Genomic DNA, 24925 nt, shown 5'->3' with positions numbered 1-24925 from the left:
TCAGCTACATTAAATATTTCGTGATCTATTTTTCTAAGATTAAAATCTATTTCATCAGCGATAGCACCGCTTTTTCCTGTTGTTGTACCGTAAAAAACTCCTATTTTTTCCATAATTCATTCTCCTTAAATTTATTTTAAATTGCAAATATCCTTTATAACTTCAGAGGCAATAATAAGTCCTGCCACAGATGGAACAAAAGATATGCTACCCACATTGACAGATTTTTCTCTGCTATTGTCTTCATTGAAAGGTTTTCTAGGATTTTCTTTAGAATAAAGCACTTTTAATTTTTTAATTCCTCTATTTTTAACTTCTTTTCTAATAACCCTAGCCAAAGGGCAAACAGAAGTTTTTGAAATATCGGCAATTTCAAGAGCCATAGGATCTAATTTATTCCCAGTTCCCATAGAAGATATAATGGGGATATTTAGATTGTAGGCATTTTCAATTATACTAAGTTTGGAAGTAACCATATCAATAGCATCAACTACATAAGTATAATTTTTGTTTTCGAAAAATTTAGAGCTATTTTCTCTTAAAAATTTTTCATTGAATTTATTAATTTTTATCTGAGGATTAATTGACTTAGCCCTCTCTTCTATTAAGTCAACTTTAACTTTTCCAATAGTTTCAGTTGTGGCTATAATTTGACGATTTATATTTGTGATGTCCACAGTATCAAAGTCAACTATACTTAATTCACCGATTCCGCCACGAACAAGTCCTTCAACTACAAATCCTCCAACTCCACCGACACCAAAAACAATTACATGGGAGTTTTTAAGTCTTTCTAAATTTTCTTTTCCAATTAATAATTCTTCTCTTTTAAATATCATATTTCTCCAATTATTTTAATTTTTTATCTGTATGCTCTAAAAGCTCTTTCATTAAAGTGATATACTTTGTTTCAACATAGGGGATAGAGATGTCAAACTTAACCTCTATTTCACTAACTATATTGGCAATATCAAAAGAGTCAGCACCTAAATCTTTAAATAGATCTGAATCATCAGTTATATCAGATATTGATATATCAAGTTGATCAGCTACAATTTTTTTAATAATTTCTAATTGATTAAAATTCATAGTTTCACTCCTAACTTACTCCTACGAGAGTATTATATAATACTTGATTAAAAAAATAAAGAAAAAAATATAATAAACTGTAATAAAATAAAAATTGTAATGATTCAAAACTAAAATATCTTTATCTCGTCACCAGTATTAAGCTGACAACTTAAAAATTCATCATCTTTTTTTATAAGTTCAGTAATTTTTTCTCCAGAACAATGAGAGAAACCTAAAATTTTTACACCTAATTTTTTCATCTCTGTTAAAGTCTTTTCAAGACGGGAATCGTCAGCCTCAACTAAATGTGTTCCACCATATACAGCATAGATTTTTTCATTAAAAATATCTTTTATACTAGAAAGCATATTTAAAATACCAGGATGAGAACATCCAGTTACAACAACTAACCCTTCAGATGTTTTTATAACTATACAAATTTCATCTTCAAAATTATCTATCTCTATTTTATCTCCTCTATCAACAATAAATCTTTTAGGACTCATTTCAAAATCATAATTTCTTTTAAAATTTCCAATGATAAATAGATTTTTTTCAAGCTTAATTAAATTTTTACAAACTGTGTGAGAGATATTATTCTTTTTAAGAAAGTTTTCATCAAATCCACAACCTAAATATGAATACTTTAATCCGTCGAAAGAATATTTTGTATCAAAGAAATTTTTTCCAGTATAAAGATTTTTAACTTCAAAATTTTCTACAAGATCTAAAAATCCACAACAGTGATCAAAATGAGAGTGACTAAGAATAACACCCTTTATTTTAGAAAGATCGACATTCATTTTTTTTGCATTTTTTAAAAATTTATCTCCTCCACTACAATCAAAAAGATAAGAATTTTCATCGATAGTGATAAGGAAAGATAAACCATGTTCAAATAAAAGGCTACGATTTCTAGAACCAGAATTTTCTAATAAAGTTTTTATAGTGATCATTTTTTCCTCCTAAAACAATTATCATATAAAAAGATTATAGCACAAAAAATAAAAAAATGATTATTTTTTAAACGAATTTATATAATTTGAGATATTTTTAAGAAAAAATAAGGAATATTAATTAAAGGGTTGAAAAGTAAAAATAAAAGGAATATAATCAAGACAGCTGGAGAAAATGGGAGATGATTTTTGATGAAAGAACATAAATTTGTAAACTTTTCTCAAGAGGCTGATGTACACTATATTATAAATAAATATCATAAAAAAGAGCACGAAGCTGTAAAAGAATATCTTGAAACTTTAAAAGGTGAAAAAAGTTTAACACATGAAGATGTGTACAAATTGATTGAAAAAAATTTAAAGTTAAAAAAAATAGCTAAGTAGAACAACTTAAATGAAATTTAATTTTTAATTAATACTCCAGTGATAAAAAATAGCCAATGTATTTTGGCTATTTTTTATATTCTATATTATAAAATCTATATTAATATGATATAATAATGAAAAAAATAAAGGTTTGGTATAAAAAATATGAAAAAAGAAGAAAGAATAAAAGAACTAAGAGAATTGATTGAAAAATATAGTTATTATTATTATACTTTAAATGAAAGTCTTGTTTCAGACATAGAGTTTGATAAACTTTTAAGAGAATTAGAGGAGCTAGAAAAAGAAAATCCTCAATATACAATGTTTAACTCTCCAACTAATCAAGTTGGATCAAGTTTAAAAAATACAAAATTTACAAAGGTAACTCATAAGGAAAAGATGTTGAGTCTTTCTAATAGTTATAATATTGGAGAGATTGAGGACTTTATAAAAAGAGTGGATAAGCTTTTAGAAGAGAGAAAAAAACCAAGTTATGTACTTGAAGTAAAACTTGATGGACTTTCTATAAGTGTAACTTATAAAGGTGGAAAATTGGTTCAAGGTGTTACAAGAGGAGATGGAATGATCGGTGAGGATGTAACAGAAAATATTTTACAAATTCAAAGCATTCCAAAAATTTTAAAAGAAAAGATTGATATAGAGGTTAGAGGTGAGATTGTTCTACCTATTAGTAGATTTATAAAGATAAATGAGAAAAGACTTGTCGATGGAGAGGAAATATTTGCTAATCCAAGAAATGCAGCTAGTGGAACTTTAAGACAATTAGATCCAGAAATTGTAAAAGAGAGAGGTCTTGATTGCTATTTTTATTTTGTAGTTGACGGGGAAAAATATGGATTAAAATCTCATAGTGAAGCCTTTGAAATGTTGGAAAGATTAGGGCTTAAAACTACAAAAATAGCTGAAGTTTTATCTAGTGTAGATGAGATAGATAAAAGAATAGAGTATTGGAAAGATGCTAGAGAAAAACTTGACTATGAAACAGATGGAATGGTATTAAAAGTAAATGAGATTGAATACTGGAGTATATTAGGAAATACAACTAAAAGTCCAAGATGGGCAATAGCTTATAAATTTCCAGCTAAACAAGTATCAACAAAACTTTTAGATATTACTTGGCAGGTAGGAAGAACAGGGAAGGTTACTCCAGTAGCAGAACTTGAAGAGGTTGAAGTATCAGGAAGTAAGGTAAAGAGAGCGAGTCTTCATAATTTTGATGAGATAGTAAGAAAAGATATAAAAATAGGAGATAAAGTTTTTATAGAGAAGGCAGCGGAGATAATACCACAGGTAGTAAAACCTATAAAAGAATTAAGAACAGGAGAAGAAAGAGAAATAGAAGCTCCTAAAACTTGTCCAATTTGTGGTTCTTCACTTGAAAAAGAAGAGGGACTTGTAGATTTAAGATGTATTAATGAAAGTTGTCCAGCAAAAATTCAAGGAAAATTTGAATATTTTGTTTCAAGAGATGGAATGAATATAATGGGACTTGGACAAAAAATAGTTGAGAGATTTTTAGAATTGGGATATCTGAAAGATATAACTGATATATATAATTTAAGTCAGTATAAAGAAGAGATAGAAAAACTTGAAAAAATGGGTAAAAAAAGTGTGGAAAATCTTTTGAATTCTATTGAAGAGAGTAAAAAAAGAGATTACTCAAAGGTACTTTATTCTTTAGGTATCCCAGAGGTTGGAAAATTTTTAGCCAATTTATTAGCTGAAGAAAGTAAAAATATAGAAACTCTTATGAAGATGACAGTGGAAGATCTTCTACTTATAAATGGAGTGGGAGATAAGGTTGCGGAATCTGTATATAATTTCTTCAAAGATGAGAAAAATATAGAGATGATAGAAAAATTAAAATCTTATGGATTAAACTTTTCACAAGAAAAAGAGTCTAAGGTAGAGAGAAATATTTTCGAGGGAAAAACATTTTTAGTTACAGGAAAATTGGTTAAATTTTCAAGAAATGAGATAAAAGAAGAGATAGAAAAATTTGGTGGAAAAAATCTTTCTGCTGTTAGTAAAAATCTAAATTATCTAATAGTGGGAGAAAGTGCTGGAAGTAAATTAAAAAAAGCTCAGGAAATAGAGAGTATAAAAATAATTACTGAAGAGGAATTTTTCAAGATAGTCAAAGGGGAATAATGAAAGACAGGTTTGACTAATAAGTAATATTATGATATATTAGAATGTGTATAATTGCAAAAAATAAAAATGGAGAGGAAATAGAGAATGATAACAAGTCTATTGAAAATGATCTTTGGTACCAAAAATGATAGAGAGATCAAAAGAATTCAGAAAAAAGTAAAATTAATTAATGATTTAGAAGAAAAATTTGTAAATCTAACAGATGAAGAATTAAAAGCAAAAACTGAAGAGTTTAAGCAAAGACTTGCAAATGGAGAAACACTAGATGATATATTAGTAGAAGCATTTGCAGTTGTAAGAGAAGCATCAAAAAGAGTTTTAGGAATGAGACACTATGATGTTCAATTAATCGGAGGAATAGTTCTTCACGAAGGAAAAATTACTGAGATGAAAACAGGGGAAGGTAAAACTTTAGTTGCTACTTGTCCTGTATATTTAAATGCTCTTAGTGGAAAAGGTGTACATATAATCACAGTAAATGATTATTTGGCAAAAAGAGACAAGGAGCAAATGGGAAAAGTTTATGAATTCTTAGGATTAACAACAGGGGTTATTCTTAATGGACTAGAAAATGATGAGAGAAAGAAAGCTTATCAAGCAGATGTAACTTATGGTACTAACTCTGAATTTGGTTTTGACTACCTAAGAGATAATATGGTTGGAAGAGTAGAAGATAAGGTACAAAGAAAATTAAATTTCTGTATAGTTGATGAGGTTGACTCAATATTAATAGATGAGGCTAGAACACCACTTATTATATCTGGTGCTGCTGAAAATACAGCTAGACTTTATCAAACTTTTTATAGAATAGTTACATATCTAGAAAGAAGTAGAGAGACTGAAAAAATAACAGATGTTAAAAAGAAAAAAGAAATGAATATTCCAGACGAAGTATGGAAAGATTATGAAGTAGATGAGAAAGCTAAGAATATAGTTTTAACAGAAAAAGGAATTAAGAAAGTTGAAAAAATGCTTAATATAGAAAATCTATACTCTCCAGAAACTATTGAATTAACTCACTACTTAATGCAATGTTTAAAAGCTAAAGAATTATTTGAAAGAGATAAAGATTATTTAATAAGAGAAAATGAAGTTGTAATAATAGATGAGTTTACAGGAAGAGCTTTAGAGGGAAGAAGATATTCTGATGGTTTACACCAAGCTATTGAAGCTAAAGAGGGTGTAAAAATAGCTGGAGAAAACCAAACTCTTGCATCTATAACTTTACAAAACTATTTTAGAATGTATGAAAAGTTATCTGGAATGACTGGTACAGCTGAAACAGAAGCTACTGAGTTTATGTTTATATATGGTTTAGCTGTTGTTATTATACCAACAAACAAACCAGTTATAAGAAAAGATAATGGAGATATAATCTATAAAACTCACGAAGAAAAAATTGAAGCAATAGTTGAAAAAATAAAAGAACTATATGAAAAAGGGCAACCAGTGTTAGTTGGAACAATAACTATTCAAGGTTCAGAACTTTTATCAAATGAGTTAAAAAAATTAAATATACCTCACAATGTATTAAATGCTAAATTCCACGAAAAAGAAGCAGAGATAGTTGCTCAAGCTGGAAGATATAAAGCTGTAACAATAGCTACAAATATGGCAGGAAGAGGAACTGACATTATGCTTGGAGGAAATGCTGAGTTTATGGCAAAAAGTGAAAATGTTTCTCCAGAAGAGTATAATGAAGTGTTAAAAAAATATAAGGCTCAATGTGATGAAGAAAAAGAAAAAGTAAAAGCTTTAGGTGGACTTTATATTCTTGGAACAGAAAGACATGAATCAAGAAGAATTGATAATCAGTTAAGAGGAAGATCAGGAAGACAAGGGGACCCAGGAGAATCACAATTCTACTTATCACTTGAAGATGATCTTATGAAACTATTTGGATCAGATAGAGTTAAAAATGTTATGGAGAGATTAGGAATCCCAAGAGGAGAGCAAATCACTCATAGAATGATAACAAAAGCTATTGAAAATGCTCAAAAGAAAGTTGAGTCAAGAAACTTTGGTATAAGAAAATCTTTACTTGAGTTTGACGACGTTATGAACAAACAAAGAGAAGCTATCTATGCAAGTAGAAATGAGGCTCTTTCTAAAGATGACTTAAAAGAAACTATAATTTCTATGTTAAGAGGAAGTGTCCAATCAGCAGTAATTGAAAAATTTGTTGGAGAGTATAAAGAAGAATGGGATATAAAAGGACTTTCTGAATTTTTAGAAGAAAAATATGGATATGTAATAGAAAATCAAGAAGAGTATAAAGCTTTTGGTATTGAAGAGTATGCTGATAAGTTAGCTGATGACTTAGAGGCAAAATATAATGAGAGAGAAGCTGAAATTACTCCAGAGATAATGAGACAGATTGAAAAATATGTTTTATTAGAAGTTGTTGATAATAGATGGAGAGAACACTTAAAAACATTAGATGGTTTGAGAGAGGGAATTTATTTAAGATCTTATGGACAAAGAGATCCTATTGTTGAATATAAATTACTTTCTGGAGAATTGTATGGACAGATGCTAGAAACAATAAAAAAAGAAACAACTTCATATATGTTTAAAGTAGCTATAAGAACTCCCGAAGAAGAAACTTTAGAGAGAATATCTGAGGAAGAAGAAGCAAAAATTGTAGAAAATAAAGAAAATATTGGTGGACCAGAAAATCCAGAGGCTCCTTGTTCTTGTGGAAGTGGAAAACCTTACAACAAATGTTGTGGAAGATAAAAAATAAGGTATGGTGATTAGATGAAAAAAGCTTTATTAATAATGTCTATCTTAGTTTTAGGAGCTTGTAGCTCTGTAAAGGAAAGACAGGCAACAGATGAAGAGATGAAGAATTGGGAATCAACAATATCAAAAGCAGTTGTTGAAAGTGCTTATATAACTGATGAATATGGTAATGAAGATCCGATCTATTATTTAAGAAAAACAGGAATAATGTCAGAGAAAGATTATAATTTCTTATCAACTTTAAGCACAAAAAAAGAGATGGATGAAGAGGATAAAGAGAGATTTGTAAAACTTTTAAATAAATATCCATCAAAAATAGATAGAAAATTCTATTTAGAAGATACAAACTTAAAAAATCCTAAAGGTTTAGTTGAAAAAATGGTTATGGATTCTCGTTTAAAAATGGCTAATCCATCAACACATATAGCTACACAAGTTGCAACAGAAGAGGAATGGCAAGAAATAGTTGCACTTTCTAAGAAAAATGATTTAGATGAAAGTGATACTAAAAAATTAAGAAAACTTTTAAATAAATTTATAAAAAGAAAAGAGTTCTTTGATGAAAGAAGTTGGTATGGAGCAGAGATTTCTGAAAGACTTGAAGAGATAGTAGGAAAATCAAAAGCAGAAACATTGGATAAAAAAGAGTTAAATAATATAAATGCAAAAGCTTTATATATAGCTTATCCAGATTATTTATCTCCATTAGAGAGATGGAAACAATAATTTTGTGGCGTTCATAAGAACGCCATTTTTTCTTCAAAAAATGACTTTAAAAAATTAGTAAAAAATGGTAAAATTTAATTAGTTATATATAATGTACCATAATTGAAAGGAGAGACACTATGATAATAGTAACAGGTGCGGCAGGATTTATAGGAAGTGCTTTTATATGGAAGCTAAATGAAATGGGAATAAATGATATTTTAGCAGTTGATAAAATGAGAACAGAAAATAAATGGCTAAATTTAAGAAAAAGAGATTATGCTGATTGGATGGACAGAGATGAATTATTTGATTGGTTAGAAAATCCAGAAAATGCAAAAAAAATCACAGGAGTAGCTCACTTCGGAGCTTGTTCAGCAACTACTGAAACAGATGCTGATTTTCTTATGAAAAATAACTACGGTTATACTAAAAAATTATGGGAATTTTGTGCAAAACAAAATATAAACTTTGTTAATGCATCTTCAGCAGCAACTTATGGAGCTGGAGAATTAGGATATGATGATGATATATCTGTTGAAGAGTTTAAAAAATTAATGCCATTAAATAAATATGGATATTCTAAAAAATTATTTGATGACTGGTCATTTAAACAAAAAGAAACTCCAAAGCAATGGATAAGCTGTAAATTCTTTAATGTTTATGGTCCTCAAGAATATCATAAAGGAAGAATGGCTTCAATGGTTTTCCATACTTTTAATCAGTATAAAGAAAATGGAAAGGTTAAACTTTTCAAATCACATAAAGAGGGGTTTGAAGATGGGGGACAACTTAGAGACTTTGTATATATAAAAGATGTTGTAGATGTATTATATTTCTTCTTAACAGAAAAAGTTGAATCTGGTGTATATAACTTAGGAACTGGAGAAGCTAGAAGTTTCAGAGATTTATCAATGGCTACAATGGAAGCTGCATCTGGTAAAAAATTAAATTCTGAGGAAGTTATAGAGTTTGTACCTATGCCAGAAGATTTAAGAGGAAGATATCAATATTACACAAAAGCAGAAATGGCAAAATTAAAAAGAGCTGGATATACAAAAAAATTCTGTACATTAGAAGAGGGAGTTTATGATTATGTAGTAAACTATCTAGCTAAAGAAGATCCATATTTATAGGGGGAAATTTTTAAATGAATCCGTTTTTATTAGTTATAATACTTGGAATAGTTGAAGGAGTTACAGAATTTCTACCTGTAAGTAGTACTGGACATATGATACTTGTTGAAAAGTTTATAAACAGTCCATATGTAACAAAGGCTTTTATGGATAATTTTTTAATAATAGTTCAATTAGGAGCTATACTTTCAGTTGTTATATATTTCTGGAATGATATTCATCCTTTTGTTAAATCGAAAGAGGTTTTTAATCAAAGAATAAATCTTTGGAGTAAGGTTATTGTAGGAGTTATACCAGCTGGAGTTTTAGGGCTTTTATTGGATGACTATATAACAGAATTTTTCTTGGGAAATACTAAAATAGTTGCAACAACTTTAATTCTTTATGGAATAATTTTTTGTTTTATAGAGGATAAAATAAAAAAATCAAATGCAATAGATAAGATTGAAAAGATACCATATAAATTAGCATTAGCTATTGGATTTTTTCAATGTTTAGCAATGATACCAGGAACTTCTCGTTCAGGAGCAACAATAATAGGTGCTTTAATTTTAGGACTTACTAAAGGAGTAGCAGCTGAATATTCATTCTTTTTGGCAATACCAACTATGCTTGGAGCTACTTTATTGAAAGTTGTAAAAAATGGCCTTGCTTTTACTCCACTTGAATGGCAATTATTAGGGATAGGTTTTTTTATATCTTTTGTAGTGGCTTATGTAGTTATAAAATGGTTTATGGGATATATAAAAACAAGAACATTTAAATTATTTGGAGTATACAGAATAATACTAGGAATATTAGTTTTATTATTTTTAAAATAATAAAATGGAGGATATTGGGAAGGAGAATCTATGAATAAAGAAACTTTTTTAGAATTAATATCTAAAGGAAGAACTTACAAAGTAACAGACATTCATTTATCAGTAGATGAATTTCCAATTTTTAGGATAGATAATAAACTTTATAAGTATGATAAATGTTCAATCATAAAAAAAGATGATATTGAGGAATTAATTTCTGAATTATTAACAGAAGAGGAAAAAGAAAGATTAAAAAGAGATAAGGAAATAGATATATCTTTTAAAGATTTAGAAGGAAATTGTAGAGTAAATATTTTTTATGAGAGAGGGGAACTTTCTCTTTCATTAAGAATTGTAAGAAAAGATCCACCTACATTGGAAGATTTAAATCTAAGTGTGAAAATAAATGATTTTTTTGATGAGACACAGGGACTTATAATTGTTTGTGGAAAAACTGGTTGTGGAAAAACAAGTACAATAGCTGCAATGATAAATAAATATAACAGTGAAAAGATATATAATATTTTAACTTTAGAAAATCCTATTGAATATGTTTTTAAAAATGATAAAAGTATAATAAGACAAAGAGAGATAGGTAAAGATGTAAGAAGCTATTCAGAAGGTATGAAGTCTGCTCTAAGACAAAATGTTGATATAGTTATGGTTGGAGAATTAATTGATAAAAAGAATGTTGAATTAGCTTTGACTTTAGCTGAAACAGGACATTTGGTCTTAACTACTTTACATTCAAATAGTGTTGTTGATGCGGTTGATAAAATTATAGGTATGTTTGAAGAGCAAGATAGAGAATATATCCAAAGGTTGGTTGCATCAAATTTATTAGGTGTAATACATCAAGAATTTATTAATGGAATCGATGAAGAAAATAAACCTATAAAACTACCTGTTTGTGAGATTATGTATACCAATAGTGGAATACAGGGAAATATAAAAAATGGAAAAGTTTCTCAAATATCATCTTTCTTAGATGTCAGTGGAAGAAAGGGAGTGCTTAATAAGCAAGAATCTATAAAAGAATTATATAGAGCTAAAAAACTTACAACTGAGCAATTTGAAAAAGAGATAAAAAATTTAAGAAAGAATTTAATGTAGGAGTAAAAGTTGAAAATAAATTTAGACTTTGTGGCAAAAGAGAATACCATATATGAATTTAAGAAAGTTCTTTTGCCTGATGAAAATATAGAAGTTTTAGATGTCAAAACCTTAGAAGAAACATCAGACAAAATATCTTTAGAAATATCATCTAATGGAAAAACTAAAGTTTTTACTTTAAAAAATTATACTGATAAAATGATAGATCAAAAAACTGTGATGGTAAAAGCTGGACTTTTAATGTTATTTGATAAAGTTTATCCTTGGGGAGCTTTAGTTGGAGTGAGACCGACTAAGCTTGTAAGAAGATATTTGATAATGGGGTATAGTTTTGAAGAGATTGATGAAATTTTGGAAAAATTGTATTTTGTATTTCCAGAAAAAAGAGAACTTCTTATAAATGTAGTAAAAAAAGAAAATCAATATTTAAATGAAGATGCAATAAATATGTATGTAGGAATTCCTTATTGTCCTACTAGATGTAAATATTGTTCCTTTGCATCTTATGAAATCAATAGTAAATTAGGAAATTACTATGAAAAATTTGTAGAAACTCTTATTGAAGAGATTAGACTTACAGGAGAGCTATTAAGAGATAAAAAATCAAAGATAGAATCCTTATATTTTGGTGGTGGGACTCCGAGTATCTTAAAAGAAAAAGATTTGGAAAATATTTTAGAGGAACTATATAAAAATATAGATCTTACTCATCTTAAAGAATTTACTTTTGAAGCTGGAAGAGAGGATACTCTCACTAAGGAGAAACTTCAGATTTTGAAAAAAATGAAGGTTGATAGAGTAAGTCTTAATCCACAAACTTTTAATGAGGAAGTTTTAAAAGATTTAAATAGAAGATTTGATATAGAGCATTTTAATGAAATGTATCAAGAGATAAAAAGATTGGGATTTATAATAAATATGGATTTTATAATCGGATTACCAAATGAAAAAGTAGAAGATGTATTAAATACTTTTGAAAAGGTAAAAGATTATGATATTGATAATTTAACTATCCATTTTCTAGCAATAAAAAATGGATCTACTCTTATAAAAAATAATTATAAGATAACAGAGATAGATAACCAAAAGATAGAGGATAAGATAAAAGAGGTAGTGAGAGAGAAAAATATGTTCCCATACTATCTTTATAGACAAAAAAATAGTATGAACTGGGGAGAAAATGTAGGTTACTCTATTGAGGGAAAAGAATCTATATTTAATATAGAGATGATAGAGGAAAATCAATCTACAATAGGACTTGGTGGTGGAGCTATCAGTAAAAAAGTAGATAAAGTTGATGAAACAAGATTTTCCATAGTTAGACAGATTAATCCAAAGGATCCTTATATGTATATCTGTGAATTAAAAGAGAGAATGGATCAAAAGAGAGAATTATTTAAAAATTTATAGTAGGTGAGCTTTATGAAAAAATTAATATTGTTGATTTGTAGTTTTTTATTTATATTTTCTTCAAGTTTTTCTCTAGATACTAAATATAAAATAATATATAGTGATAATAATTTAGGGAAACTAAATATAAATACAGCTACTCAAGAGGAGATGTTGAGAGCTGGAGTTGCCTCAAGTTATGTTTCTAAGATAATAAGCTTTAGAGATATAAAAGGCGGAATAGAATCTATAGAAGAGTTAGAAAGAATAAGTGGTATTGGTTCTAAAACTTGTAAAAAATTAGAAAAGTATTTTTTTATAGATGAAAATGATATTAAATTAAAATCAATAAATATTAATGAAATAAATGAAAAAGATTTAAGATATTATGGTTTTTCAACAAGTGAGATAAAAGCGATTAATAAGTATTTATCTACTGGAAGAATTAGAAATAATAAAGATTTAAAAAAATTAATTTCAAAGAAAAATTATGAAAAATATAAAGATTTATTTAGATATTAGGAGGAAAAATTAATTGAAAAGCAGAATAATTAGAGGAGTGAGTAAGAATGCTAGATTTTTTGTTGTAAATTCAACAGAAGTTGTACAAAAAGCTCTAGATATTCATAAATGTAGTCCAACAGCGATTGCTGGATTTGGAAGATTTTTAACAGCAGGACTTATAATGGGAGCATCTTTAAAAGGAAATGATATGTTATCTCTTATAACAGATACAGACGGACCTGTTAATAATATGGTTGTTACAGCTGATGCAAATGGACATATTAAAGGATATTTATCAAATCCTCAAGCAGATTTACCTTTAAAACCGATAGTAAACCAACCAGATGTAGCTAATTTAATTGGAAAAGGTAGTCTTAGAGTAATAAAAGATATGGGACTTAAAGAACCATATGTAGGACTTTCAGAAATTCAAACAGGAGAGATTGCGACAGATATAGCTTACTATTATGTTACTTCTGAACAAACTCCAACTGTTATAGCTTTAGGAGTAGATCTGCAAGATGAACATACAGTAAGATCTGCTGGAGGATATATGGTTCAGTTATTCCCAGGAGCTGATGAACATTTTATAGATTTGTTAGAGGCTAAAATAAAAGCTATAAGAAATGTTACAGAACTTTTTAAAGGTGGAATGGATTTAGAAAGAATTGTAAAATTATTATATGAAGATATGAGTGATGAAAGCTATGAAAAATTAGTTGAGGACTATGAAATTTTAGAAGAAAAAGAAGTTTCTTATTACTGTGATTGTAATAAAGATAAATATTATAAGGGACTTATTACATTAGGAAAAGATGAAATTTTAAATTTATTAGAAGAGTTAAAAGGAACAATAGAAACAGAATGTCATTTCTGTGGTAAAAAATATCAATTTACAAAAGAAGATTTTAAAGAATTTTTAGAAGGGAAATAGGTTACTTTAAAAATGAATATTAACCGCCTGGTCAAAACCAGACGGTTTTTAAAATTATAAGGGGGGTGTTATAGTAAAAAATATGTCATTACATTTATTTTATACTCCAGTGGAAGCCATAGAGGTTATCATTAAGAGTAATTTAAAAAAAATTTATGCAGAGACTGAAAAAATATTATTAACTGGGATTTTAGGGGGAATATTTATAGGAGTTGCAGGAGTGGGACAACTTTCTATATTGCAAAGCAGTAATCCTACAAATGAAGTATTTGTAAAATTTTTAGGAGCAACAATCTTTCCAGTTGGACTCATTCTTTGTCTATTATTAGGTGGAACTTTATTTACAGGAAATTGTTTGCTATTTGTTAATTATTTAAAAAAAGATGTGGGCTTAAAATTAATTTTAAGAAATTTAATATTAACTTGGATAGGAAATTTTTTAGGTGGAGGACTTGTAGCATATTTAAGTTATTTTGCAGGAATATTTAAATCAGAACCTATGCAAAAAATTATTGTTAATATAGCTACTAATAAATTATCTCTAAGTTATAGTGAAAATATTTTTAGTGGTTTTTTATGTAATATTTTAGTTATAGCTGGTATTTGGTTATCAACTTCCTCAAAGGATTCAGCAGGAAAATTTTATGGGTGTCTTTTTCCTATAATGCTGTTTGTAATTAGTGGATATCAACACGTTGTAGCAAATATGTTTTTTATAACGATGGCTAAGATAACTTCACCAGAATCAGTAAACTTTATAGGAAGTTTTTCTACACATTTTTTACCAGTAACAATAGGGAACTTTTTATCAGGTGGGATATTTTTCCCAATGGTATTTTATTATTTATATGTACATAAAAAATAAAAAAATGAGGTTTTGCAATGAATAAAAAAATTATAAAAAAACTGATATTGATTGGTTTTATTTTACAAATAGTAGGCTGTACCACATTAGATAAATATTTTGGTGAAAGGAATATAGATAAGGCTACAAATATATACAATAAAGAGGGCATAACTATAAAAGGTGTTGAAAAATTAGCTAAGGGAATAGAAGCTATACCGGATTCTTCAAAAGGAGTTATACTTTTTAATGTCCAATATTCTGAGATTGTAGAAAATAAAAAACTTATTATGAAAAAGAATAATTTATCAAAAGCAGATATAGAAAAGTTAAAAATTTTTATGTATGCCAGTGATAAAGCAAAAAAATTATCAAAAGGGAATAATAGGATAAAATTTAATAATAAAGATTATGAAAAATCTCAAGCTGAGATTGTAAAAAAGGTAGAAAATTATATTTTAAAAGAAGAGGTAGAAAATTATACTCGTCGAGAAAAAATAAGAAAGATAAGAGAGTATGAAAATGTGTTGAGATATATCCCTAGTTTAAAAATAAATCAAAAAAAATTAGATTTAGAAAAAGATGTTACAAGAAAAATCTCTTTTTCAACTAGAGGATTAGGATACGATACCCTGTCCAACATAATCAGAGGAGAATTTCATAAAATTTCAAATGCATATATGGATAAAACTTTAGGTGAATATATTTATTTTAAAGGATATAGAAGAGATGGAGAAGCTGACTATTTAGTTGAGCTTGATTTAACAAAAGAAAATATTAGTACTAGAAGAATATCTATTGAGGAAACAGAAAAGGGAAAAATTTTTGTTAAAGAGAAAGAGTTGGTTATAAGTGGATATTATAGTATATTTAAAATCTCTGACAGAAAATTATTAAATATGCAAAACTTTGAGATAAAAAGAAATTATACTGTTAGAAATATTCAAGAGGAAAATTCAGTTATTTTTGAATCAGAGAGAGAAATAATAGAAAAGATTATTGAGGAAGAATTAGAGTCAAACTTCTTCCAAGATATAAAAGTTTTATTAAATAGTGTTGAATTATAAAATAAAAAAGAGAGATTAAATTTCTCTCTTTTTTATTTTATAATTATATTAATTATTATTTCTTTTCTTGAATAATCCATTTAATATCATAGTTAAAGCACCGTCACCAGTAACATTACAAGCAGTACCAAAACTATCTTGTAAAGCAAATACAGTTAACATAAGTGCAGTTCCATCCTCTTTAAATCCCAATACAGAGTAAATGATACCAAGAGAAGCCATAACAGTTCCTCCGGGAACTCCAGGAGCTCCAACTGCAAAAACTCCAAGTAAAACTATGAAAAGTAGCATTGTTCCAAGGCTAGGAATTTGTCCATATAAAATTTTAGAAACTGTCATAACAAAGAAAACCTCAGTTAAAACAGAACCACAAAGGTGAGTATTAGAACCTAATGGAACCCCAAAGTTTACAACATCTTCATCTAAAACTGGAGATTTTCTAGCACATTTTAAAGCAACTGGTAAAGTAGCTGCAGATGACATTGTACCAACTGCTGTTAAATAAGCAGGTCCGTAGTGTCTAAGAACATCAAGTGGGTTACATTTATTAACAATACCTCCAATTGTATAAAGAATAAATAACCAAATGAAATGTCCAATTAAAACTATAATAATAACCTTAAAGAAAACAGGAAGTTGATTAATAATTTTACCTTCGTATGCAAGTGTAGCAAAAGTACTAGCAATAAAGAAAGGTAAAATTGGAATTATAATTTTATTAACAATAGATAGAGTAATATTTCCAAACTCAATTAAAAGTTCTTCAACTTTTTTAGAATTTGTCCAAATAACAGCAAGTCCAAGAAAGATAGATAACACAAGAGCACTCATAACAGACATTATTTGTGGTACCTCAACTTTAAATATTAGGTCTGGTAAAACTTTTGCAACTTCTTTATTTCTTTCAATATTTAATAAAGGAATTAAAGCATAGCCAGCTACCATTGACATAAAAGCTGCTCCAACAGATGATACATAAGATAATCCAAGCATAGTTCCAAGCATTTTACTTGCATTTGATTTCATTTGTGTAATAGCAGGTGTGATGAACCCTAGAATAATTAAAGGAACAACAAATAATATAATCTGTCCAAGGATAAACTTAATAGTATTAATTACTCCAATAATCTGTTGATTTGAAAAGATTCCTACAATAAAACCTAAAATAACTCCAATTATAAGTTTTATTATTAGGTAATCTTTATTTTTTGTTTTTACTTCTTCTGACATATAAAAACCTCCCTAAAAATAAAAAATTAGTAACTATACCCTAAGTATAATTTAAAATTATGAAAAAGTCAACTTTTTTTATTAAAAAAGTCAGGAATTATTTAAAATGAATTAAAGTGATTAAAAAAATTTGATAAAAAATTAAATTATAGTATAATTAATAGTGAATAGAAAAAATGAGAGGACTTTAAATATGAAATTTTTAATAAGAGAGAATTTTTTTAAAAATATAAAAAATGAAAAAATAGAGGAAATAGAAAAAAATTTATATTATTTTTATCAAGAAATTTTAAGAAATATAAATAATATAAGAAATATTCCTAAAGGATTTTGGATAAAAAAAATAAATGGGATAGAAAATAGATTTGAATTTAGAATAAATAATGGAGATAGAATTTTCTTTTCTTTAGATAGGAGAGGTGATGAAGAGGAAAAAATAACTTTTATTCTTTATTCAACTCATGATAGAGGAGTAAAGAGGGGAAAAAATGCAGATATAAAAGAAGTAAGAGATTTTAAGATAGATAAAAATGAATTTATAGATGAGGAAAAAGAAGAGATTCCTCAGGAGATTTATCTTGATTATAATCAGGTAATAAGTTATGAAGTTACCTCTGATGGTGAATTTAAAAAGGTTGGACACAGCAATAAATATTTTTATTATTATTTAAATGATGAGCAATATGAGGCTTTGAAAGAGCCCACACCTCTGCTTGTAGCTGGAAGTGCTGGAAGTGGAAAAAGTACAATTACCATAAGAAAAATTTTAAATTTAGAGGAATATCAAAATATATATGGAATAAAGAAAGTAGTATATTTTACAGGAAATAAACTTTTAAAAGACAGCATAGAGGAGCAGTATAATCTTTTTAGAAATAAAGATGATAAAAAAATAACTGAATTTTATACTCCAAGAGAGTTTTATAAAAAAGTTTTAAAAATAGATACAAGAAAAATTGTAAGACTAAAAAGATTTAAAGAGTTTTTAGCTTTTTCATTTCCAGATAGAAAAAAAATGAAGATAGAGGATTTTAATATCTATTTTGAAATAATGGGAATATTAAAAGGTTTAATGTTTAAAGAGAGAACTGATAACTGGAGCAGAGATATAAATGAAAAGTTTATCTCTTTTGATGAGTATGAAAAGTTAAATAAAAACTATTCGTTGCTGACTGTTGAAGAAAAGAAATTTATTTATAGGATAGCTGAAAAATATGAGAACTGGAAAAAAGAAAATGATTTATACGATATGAATGATTTAGCAGTGAGAAGTATAGGACTTGATATAAAATATGATTTTTTAGTTGTAGATGAGATACAGGATTTTACAGAGGTAGAAATTTATTTTATGTTGAATTTAGTAAATGATTATAGAAATATCTTATTAGCTGGAGATATTCATCAGATGATAAACTTTAATTCATTTAGTTTTGAAAGGCTTAGAAATTATTATTTTACTAAAAAAATTCAAAATCAAGAGGTTATTTTAAGTAAAAATTACAGAAACTCAAAAGATATTGTTGAACTTGCTAACTTTTTAACGGAGTTAAGACAGGAATATATAGGGAACTTAGGTGTAAAGGATTATAAAGAAAATTTTATAGTTGATAAGGGAAAAATTACTTTGATGTCACCTGATTATGAACTTTTAAAAACTATGCAGAAAGACGTTAAATACGCTATTATAGTTTCTTCGAAAGAGGAAAAGTATAAACTGGATAGATATTCAGATATACACATGAGAGTGTTTAGTATAGATGAGATAAAGGGGCTTGAATATGATAATGTTGTATGTCTAAACTTGATAACAACAAATCTATTTGCTTGGGAAAAAATATTTAATAAGGATGTAAAAAGAGATCAAAGATATAGGAAATATTTTAATCTGTTTTATGTTGGAATAACTAGATGTAAAAAAAATCTGATTATAATGGAGGATAAACTAGAAGGTAATCTTCTATTAGAAAAGATAAAGAATTTTATAAAAGTAGTTAATAATGAAACAAAAGAAAAAATAACAAAAGAGATAAATATATCAAATAAAGAGGAATGGCTAGAAGAGGGAATAAGACTTTATAATGTTGAAAACTATGAAGAGGCACAAAAGGCTTTTGAAATGGCAGGATACCCTACTTGGATACTTGAGAAAAATATAGAAGAGGATATTGAAAATGGAGATTATAAAGTAGCTCTTGAAAAGATAAGTGAGAACAGATTAGAAAATAAAAGAAAGATTTATGAAAATTTAATAATAGATACAACATTAAAAAAAGAGGAATATATAAAAAGTTTGATATATTCAGTTGAAACTTTTGACACCCCATATAGATACGCTGAGATAAAAAAAATATTTTTAGAAAAATTAAGTGAAAATAGATTTAGTAAAAAAGAGTTGGATAGAGCTGTGGCTATATTTGGAAAAAAACAAGAGAATAATATATTGGCTGAGATCTATGAAGTACAACAAAATTATTCTTTAGCACTTAACTTTTATAAAAAAGCTTCAAATTATATTGGAATTTCAAAGATGAGAAGAAAATTATTAGAGGAAAAATTTAATAAAATAGAGGGTGTAAATGATAAAATAGAGGTAATAGAAAAACTTTTAGGTAAAAAAGATATAAATACCTTCGATAAAAATAAATTAACTCCACTATTTAATAGTTTAAAATTAAATGATATTGATATCTTAAATATGCTTCTGTTCTTAGGAGCTAAGAAAAATATAAAAGTTCAGGGAAAATATGATATATTAACTTATATAGCAAAGGAAAATTTTTCCAATGCAATAGAATTATATAATTATTTCTTTGATGAAGAGTATGAATATGTATTTAATTCAAAAGTAGAAACTCCTGTTGAGTTTTCTTTAAAAAATAAAAATAGACAATTAACAGATTTAATTTTAAAAATAAATTTAGTAGAAGATAACTATGCAAGTATAGAAACTAACCCTTTAGATGTCTGTATTGAAAATTATCAAGTAAAATATTTTAAAATTTTCTTAAAAAAATTGAATATAAATTTCTTAAATGAAAAAATAATAGAAAATCTTTTTATGAGGATTTTGGTGCTTGATGATAAAAATTCGATCAAAATGAGAAAAAAAGAGATAATGAAAAAAATATATATAAGAATAATAGGGGAAACTAATAAAGAATTAAAAGAAAAGTTAAGGGAGATAGATAAAAAAATAAAAGAAAAATCTCTTGACAAAAAATTAAACTTATAGTAGAATAATCTTCGAAAATTAATTTAGGAGGAAAAAATGAAGAGATTAAATGGCTTTTTTAATAAGATAAATACAGCATTTTTAATAAAAAAAGACGATCTTTTTAATCTTTTTAAATTTTCTATTTTTTTCAATTTTAATTAGAGATATGACTATTTTAGTTATATCTCTTTTTTATAAATTTTGGGAGGTCTTTAATGAAGGGAAAATTAATTCTTGAAAATGGAAAAGTTTTTGAAGGAAAAATTTTTGGTGAGTTAGCAGATACTGTAGGAGAGATATCTTTTAATACTGGAATGACAGGATATCAAGAAATATTAACAGATCCAGCAAATCATGGAATGATGATTACAATGACATATCCAATGATAGGAAATTATGGGATAAATACTGATGATATGGAATCAGATAAAGTTCAATTAAGAGCATTAATCATAAAAGAAGATGCAAAATTACCAAACAACTTTAGATGTGAAATGACTTTAGACGGTTTCTTAAGACAATACAATGTAACAGGATTTAAAGGAATCGATACAAGATACCTTACTCAAATAATAAGAGATAATGGAGCTATGAAAGCTATCATAACAGCTGAGGATTTAACTAAGAAAGAGATCCAAGAAAGATTTGAAAAATTTTCAAATAAAAATGCTGTTGCTGAAGTAAGCACAAAAGAAGTTTATGAAATAGCTAATGAAGGAAAAAGAATAGGAGTTCTTGATTTAGGAGTTAAAAATAGTACTCTTGAATATATGAAAGAAAGAGGATTTAATGTTGTTGTATTCCCATACAATACAAAAGCAGAAGAAATCTTAGCTGCTAATCTATCAGCTTTAGTAGTTTCAAACGGACCTGGAAATCCAGAAAACTTAACTGAGACTATGGAAGAGATAAAAAAATTAGCTGGAAAAATTCAAATGTTTGGAGAAGTTTTAGGACACCAAGTAATCGCTCTTGCTCTTGGAGGAAAAGTAGCAAAATTAAAATATGGACATAGAGGTGGATACCCAGTTAAAAACCTTGCAACAGGAAAAGTTATTATAACAGCTCAAAATACAGGATATGTAGTTGAAGAACTTCCTAAAGATTTTGAAATGACTCATCAAGGAGTAAACGTTAAGACAATAGAAGGAATGAAAAACGATAACTTAAAAATAGTTACAGTTCAATATATGCCTGACTTATACAAAGAGTCAAACGATGTTTTTGAAAACTTTTTAAAACTTGTTTAATAAATTTTTAAATATTTTAGCATATATTTTTGAAGAAACAATTTTAGGAGGAAATGATGTTAGATAAATCAATAAAAAAAGTATTAGTAATAGGTTCAGGACCAATTATAATAGGACAAGCAGCAGAGTTTGACTATTCAGGAACACAAGCTTGTGAAACTTTAAAAAATGAAGGTGTAGAAGTTGTATTAATAAACTCTAACCCAGCTACAATAATGACAGATAAAGCTGTTGCAGATAGAATATATATAGAGCCAATTACAGCTGAGTTTGTTGAAAAAGTAATAGCTAAAGAAAGACCAGACTCATTACTTGCTGGAATGGGAGTACAAACTGCATTAAACCTTGCTGTTGAATTAACAGAAAAAGGAATATTAGAAAAATATAATGTAAGAGTAATCGGAACTTCTGTTGAGTCTATAAAAAAAGGTGAAGACAGAGAAATCTTCAGAGAAACAATGGAGAAAATAGGAGAGCCTTGTATAGAGAGTGAAATCGTAGAAAGTCTAGAGCATGGAATTGAAGTTGCAAAAGAAATCGGATATCCAGTAGTTGTAAGACCAGCTTATACAATGGGTGGAACTGGTGGAGGAATCGCTTACACTCAAAAAGAATTAGAAGAAATATTATTAAAAGGATTAAAACTTTCAAGAGTTGGACAAGTTTTAATAGAAAAATCTATCCTTGGATGGAAAGAGATAGAATATGAAGTAATGAGAGATAAAAATGGAAACTGTATTACAATTTGTAATATGGAAAACGTTGACCCAGTTGGAATCCATACAGGAGACTCAATAGTTGTTGCTCCAACTCAAACATTATCTCACAAAGAAGCAGTAATGCTTAAAAAATCAGCTTTAAAAATATTAGATGAGGTAGGAGTAATCGGAGGATGTAACGTTCAATTTGCTCTTCACCCAAAATCAATGAAATATGCTATAATCGAAATTAACCCAAGAGTTTCTCGTTCGTCAGCTCTTGCATCTAAAGCAACTGGTTACCCAATAGCTAGAGTATCTACAAAACTTGCTTTAGGATATACACTTGATGAAATAATAAATGAAGTTACTGGAGAGTCTTATGCTTGTACAGAACCAACAATTGACTATATAGTTGCAAAAATTCCTAAATGGCCATTTGATAAATTCAGAAATGCAAACAAAGTTTTAGGAACAAAAATGATGGCTACTGGAGAGGTTATGTCAATAGGAGATAACTTTGAGGCAGCATTCTTAAAAGGATTAAAATCTCTAGAAATTGGAAGATTTAACCTTGAGCATCCAGCAGTTAAAAAACTTACAATGGAAGAATTAAAGAAAGCAGTTGTAAGACCTGACGACGAAAGAATTTTCGTAGTTGCTGAAATGTTAAGAAGAGGATATATAAAAGAAAAATTACAAAAAATCACTGGTATAGACAAATTCTTTATGGAAAAAATAGAGTGGTTAGTAAGACAAGAAGAAATATTAAAGAAAACTAAATTCAAAGATTTAGATCCTGAATATTTAAGAAAATTAAAGAAAAAAGGATTCTCTGATAAAGGAATAGCAGAACTTATGGGAGTTACTGAAGACGATATCAGAAGCAAAAGAGAAGAGCACAACATAATACCAGCTTATAAAAGAGTTGATACTTGTGCTGCTGAATTTAAAGCACAAACTTCTTACTTATATTCAACATATGATGAGCACGATGAAGTAGAAGTAGAAAATAAAAGAAAGATAATCGTTATAGGTTCAGGACCAATAAGAATTGGACAAGGTATTGAGTTTGACTACTGTACAGTTCACTCAATTAAAACATTAAAGAAAATGGGAATTGAAAGTATCATAATCAATAACAACCCAGAAACAGTTTCAACTGACTACAATACAGCAGACAGATTATACTTTGAACCATTAATATTAGAAGATGTTTTAAATATAATAGAAAAAGAAAAACCAGAAGGAGTTGTACTTCAATTTGGAGGACAAACTGCTATAAAACTTGCTAATGCTTTATCAGATAGAGGAATAAAAATTCTTGGAACTTCAGCTGAGAAAATAGACGAAGCAGAAGACAGAGAAAAATTCGAAGAAATGATGGAAAAATTAGATATAAAAAGACCTAAAGGAAGAGCAGTTTGGGATATCAACCACGGAATTGAAATTGCAAATGAAATTAAATATCCAGTACTTGTAAGACCATCTTATGTACTTGGTGGACAAGGAATGGAAATTTGTCACGATGAATATAACTTAGTAAAATATCTTGAATCTTCATTTGACAGAGACCCAGAAAATCCAGTATTAATAGATAAATATTTAAACGGAATTGAATTAGAAGTAGACGCTATTTGTGACGGTAAAGATGTATTAATCCCAGGAATAATGGAACACTTAGAGAGAGCAGGAGTTCACTCTGGAGACTCAATAACAATCTATCCTCAACAAAACTTATATGAAGGAACTGAGGAGAAAGTATTAGAAATAACTAAGAAAATATCTCAAGCTTTAGAAACTAAAGGTATGATGAACATTCAATTTATAGCTTATGAAAATGAGTTATATGTAATTGAGGTTAACCCAAGATCTTCAAGAACAGTTCCATATATTTCAAAAATATCTGGACTTCCTGTAATTGAAATTGCAACAAGAATAATTTTAGGAGAAACATTAGAAGAAATTGGTTATGGAACAGGAATCTACAAAAAACCAAATCTAGTGGCTGTAAAAGTACCAGTATTCTCAACAGAAAAATTATCAGAAGTTGAAGTTTCATTAGGACCTGAAATGAGATCGACAGGAGAGGTTTTAGGAGTAGGACATACAGTAGAAGAAGCTATCTACAAAGGATTACTTGGTGGAAAAAGAGTTAATAAAGTTTCTGGTAAAAAAGTTTTACTTACAATCAGAGATAAAGATAAAGAAGAGTTTTTACCAATCGTTAGAGAATTAATAGATCTTAACTGTGAAATATTTGCAACTGCTGGAACAAATAAATTCCTATCTGAGCACGGAATAAAATCAGAAGTTGTAAGAAGAATTGGAGAAGAAGAGCCAAATATCTTAACTATTCTTATGAATAAAAAAGTTGATTTATTAATCAACACTCCTACAAAAGCAAACGACGCTCAAAGAGATGGATTCAGAATGAGAAGAACTGCTACTGAGTATGGAGTAGAGGTATTAACTTCAATAGATACTTTAAAAGCTGTTATAAAAATGGAAAAAGAACACTTAGAAGAAGATAAATTAGAAGTATTTGATATTTCAAGACTTTAATTAGAATCTAAGGTGTACTGTTTCAAAGTTAAATAGTTATAAAAATAAGCCAGAGGGATTTTAAAATCTCTTTGGCTTTTCTTTTGCAAATTTAATAAAATTATAATTTAAATTTAATTGGGTTATAATAATATTATTTTTTATAAAACAAAAAATATACCGA

General features: G+C 27.7%; 19 protein-coding genes. 15 read left to right on the top strand and 4 right to left on the bottom strand.

From position 1 onward, the window contains the following. Positions 1–131 precede the first annotated feature (131 nt). The 3 genes from Q1J48_RS08070 to Q1J48_RS08060 all read right to left on the bottom strand — a co-directional run bounded on the left by Q1J48_RS08070 (position 132) and on the right by Q1J48_RS08060 (position 2027). Complete coding sequence (locus Q1J48_RS08070; protein WP_300330190.1) at positions 132–839, bottom strand: tRNA threonylcarbamoyladenosine dehydratase; 708 nt, start codon at positions 837–839, stop codon at positions 132–134. Between the two features lie 10 nt (positions 840–849). After that, the gene (locus Q1J48_RS08065; protein ID WP_300330193.1) at positions 850–1089 is read right to left on the bottom strand and encodes an acyl carrier protein; all 240 of its coding nucleotides are present in this window, start codon (positions 1087–1089) and stop codon (positions 850–852) included. 110 nt (positions 1090–1199) lie between these two features. Further along, positions 1200–2027 (bottom strand): MBL fold metallo-hydrolase, encoded by an 828-nt coding sequence (locus Q1J48_RS08060; protein WP_300362529.1) that lies wholly within the window; start codon positions 2025–2027, stop codon positions 1200–1202. Positions 2028–2219: 192 nt separating this feature from the next. Between Q1J48_RS08060 and Q1J48_RS08055 the strand changes: the two genes are divergently transcribed. The 12 genes from Q1J48_RS08055 to Q1J48_RS08000 all read left to right on the top strand — a co-directional run bounded on the left by Q1J48_RS08055 (position 2220) and on the right by Q1J48_RS08000 (position 15805). Beyond that, positions 2220–2411: a hypothetical protein gene (locus Q1J48_RS08055; RefSeq protein ID WP_300330199.1), complete on the top strand. Its 192-nt coding sequence runs from the start codon at positions 2220–2222 to the stop codon at positions 2409–2411. Positions 2412–2558: 147 nt separating this feature from the next. After that, positions 2559–4565 (top strand): NAD-dependent DNA ligase LigA, encoded by a 2007-nt coding sequence (gene ligA, locus Q1J48_RS08050; protein ID WP_300362526.1) that lies wholly within the window; start codon positions 2559–2561, stop codon positions 4563–4565. Between the two features lie 87 nt (positions 4566–4652). Then, on the top strand, positions 4653–7307 hold the full coding sequence (gene secA, locus Q1J48_RS08045) for a preprotein translocase subunit SecA (protein ID WP_300362523.1): 2655 nt from the start codon (positions 4653–4655) through the stop codon (positions 7305–7307). Between the two features lie 21 nt (positions 7308–7328). After that, positions 7329–8039: a hypothetical protein gene (locus Q1J48_RS08040; RefSeq protein ID WP_300362521.1), complete on the top strand. Its 711-nt coding sequence runs from the start codon at positions 7329–7331 to the stop codon at positions 8037–8039. A gap of 119 nt (positions 8040–8158) precedes the next feature. Continuing rightward, positions 8159–9154, top strand: a complete 996-nt coding sequence (gene rfaD / locus Q1J48_RS08035; RefSeq protein WP_300330209.1) for an ADP-glyceromanno-heptose 6-epimerase — start codon at positions 8159–8161, stop codon at positions 9152–9154. Positions 9155–9168: 14 nt separating this feature from the next. Continuing rightward, a complete protein-coding gene (locus Q1J48_RS08030; protein WP_300330212.1) occupies positions 9169–9975 on the top strand; it encodes an undecaprenyl-diphosphate phosphatase in 807 nt (268 codons plus the stop codon). A 30-nt stretch (positions 9976–10005) separates the two neighbouring features. Further along, the gene (locus Q1J48_RS08025) at positions 10006–11067 is read left to right on the top strand and encodes a type IV pilus twitching motility protein PilT (protein WP_300330215.1); all 1062 of its coding nucleotides are present in this window, start codon (positions 10006–10008) and stop codon (positions 11065–11067) included. A 9-nt stretch (positions 11068–11076) separates the two neighbouring features. Beyond that, complete coding sequence (locus Q1J48_RS08020) at positions 11077–12477, top strand: coproporphyrinogen III oxidase (protein WP_300362519.1); 1401 nt, start codon at positions 11077–11079, stop codon at positions 12475–12477. Positions 12478–12489: 12 nt separating this feature from the next. Beyond that, a complete protein-coding gene (locus Q1J48_RS08015) occupies positions 12490–12978 on the top strand; it encodes a ComEA family DNA-binding protein (protein ID WP_300362517.1) in 489 nt (162 codons plus the stop codon). A gap of 13 nt (positions 12979–12991) precedes the next feature. Beyond that, on the top strand, positions 12992–13894 hold the full coding sequence (gene hslO, locus Q1J48_RS08010) for an Hsp33 family molecular chaperone HslO (protein WP_300362514.1): 903 nt from the start codon (positions 12992–12994) through the stop codon (positions 13892–13894). 82 nt (positions 13895–13976) lie between these two features. Continuing rightward, positions 13977–14759 (top strand): formate/nitrite transporter family protein, encoded by a 783-nt coding sequence (locus tag Q1J48_RS08005; RefSeq protein WP_300330227.1) that lies wholly within the window; start codon positions 13977–13979, stop codon positions 14757–14759. A gap of 17 nt (positions 14760–14776) precedes the next feature. Continuing rightward, positions 14777–15805: a hypothetical protein gene (locus tag Q1J48_RS08000; RefSeq protein ID WP_300330230.1), complete on the top strand. Its 1029-nt coding sequence runs from the start codon at positions 14777–14779 to the stop codon at positions 15803–15805. 48 nt (positions 15806–15853) lie between these two features. On the opposite strand, the gene Q1J48_RS07995 is transcribed toward Q1J48_RS08000, so the two are convergent. Beyond that, on the bottom strand, positions 15854–17035 hold the full coding sequence (locus Q1J48_RS07995) for a dicarboxylate/amino acid:cation symporter (protein WP_300330233.1): 1182 nt from the start codon (positions 17033–17035) through the stop codon (positions 15854–15856). Positions 17036–17228: 193 nt separating this feature from the next. On the opposite strand from Q1J48_RS07995, the gene Q1J48_RS07990 reads away from it, so the two are divergent. The 3 genes from Q1J48_RS07990 (at position 17229) to carB (ending at position 24762) form a co-directional block, all read left to right on the top strand. Then, a complete protein-coding gene (locus Q1J48_RS07990) occupies positions 17229–20267 on the top strand; it encodes a UvrD-helicase domain-containing protein (RefSeq protein ID WP_300362511.1) in 3039 nt (1012 codons plus the stop codon). Between the two features lie 197 nt (positions 20268–20464). Next, positions 20465–21499, top strand: coding sequence for a carbamoyl phosphate synthase small subunit (locus tag Q1J48_RS07985; protein ID WP_300362509.1), 1035 nt, complete (start codon positions 20465–20467; stop codon positions 21497–21499). A 56-nt stretch (positions 21500–21555) separates the two neighbouring features. Continuing rightward, entirely contained in the window at positions 21556–24762 is a 3207-nt protein-coding gene (carB, locus tag Q1J48_RS07980) for a carbamoyl-phosphate synthase large subunit (protein ID WP_300362507.1), read from the top strand. Positions 24763–24925 lie beyond the last annotated feature (163 nt).

The organism is Fusobacterium sp. (assembly GCF_029258315.1).
Taxonomy (GTDB): domain Bacteria; phylum Fusobacteriota; class Fusobacteriia; order Fusobacteriales; family Fusobacteriaceae; genus Fusobacterium_B.
The sequence above is the reverse complement of the archived record's forward strand: the minus strand, read 5'-3'. Positions and strand labels throughout refer to the sequence as shown.

Coding starts and splice junctions, on each gene's coding strand:
- Q1J48_RS08070 (WP_300330190.1), bottom strand. CDS start 839: ATGATATTTAAAAGAGAAGAATTATTAATTGGAAAAGAAAATTTAGAA.
- Q1J48_RS08065 (WP_300330193.1), bottom strand. CDS start 1,089: ATGAATTTTAATCAATTAGAAATTATTAAAAAAATTGTAGCTGATCAA.
- Q1J48_RS08060 (WP_300362529.1), bottom strand. CDS start 2,027: ATGATCACTATAAAAACTTTATTAGAAAATTCTGGTTCTAGAAATCGT.
- Q1J48_RS08055 (WP_300330199.1), top strand. CDS start 2,220: ATGAAAGAACATAAATTTGTAAACTTTTCTCAAGAGGCTGATGTACAC.
- ligA (WP_300362526.1), top strand. CDS start 2,559: ATGAAAAAAGAAGAAAGAATAAAAGAACTAAGAGAATTGATTGAAAAA.
- secA (WP_300362523.1), top strand. CDS start 4,653: ATGATAACAAGTCTATTGAAAATGATCTTTGGTACCAAAAATGATAGA.
- Q1J48_RS08040 (WP_300362521.1), top strand. CDS start 7,329: ATGAAAAAAGCTTTATTAATAATGTCTATCTTAGTTTTAGGAGCTTGT.
- rfaD (WP_300330209.1), top strand. CDS start 8,159: ATGATAATAGTAACAGGTGCGGCAGGATTTATAGGAAGTGCTTTTATA.
- Q1J48_RS08030 (WP_300330212.1), top strand. CDS start 9,169: ATGAATCCGTTTTTATTAGTTATAATACTTGGAATAGTTGAAGGAGTT.
- Q1J48_RS08025 (WP_300330215.1), top strand. CDS start 10,006: ATGAATAAAGAAACTTTTTTAGAATTAATATCTAAAGGAAGAACTTAC.
- Q1J48_RS08015 (WP_300362517.1), top strand. CDS start 12,490: ATGAAAAAATTAATATTGTTGATTTGTAGTTTTTTATTTATATTTTCT.
- Q1J48_RS08005 (WP_300330227.1), top strand. CDS start 13,977: ATGTCATTACATTTATTTTATACTCCAGTGGAAGCCATAGAGGTTATC.
- Q1J48_RS08000 (WP_300330230.1), top strand. CDS start 14,777: ATGAATAAAAAAATTATAAAAAAACTGATATTGATTGGTTTTATTTTA.
- Q1J48_RS07995 (WP_300330233.1), bottom strand. CDS start 17,035: ATGTCAGAAGAAGTAAAAACAAAAAATAAAGATTACCTAATAATAAAA.
- Q1J48_RS07990 (WP_300362511.1), top strand. CDS start 17,229: ATGAAATTTTTAATAAGAGAGAATTTTTTTAAAAATATAAAAAATGAA.
- Q1J48_RS07985 (WP_300362509.1), top strand. CDS start 20,465: ATGAAGGGAAAATTAATTCTTGAAAATGGAAAAGTTTTTGAAGGAAAA.
- carB (WP_300362507.1), top strand. CDS start 21,556: ATGTTAGATAAATCAATAAAAAAAGTATTAGTAATAGGTTCAGGACCA.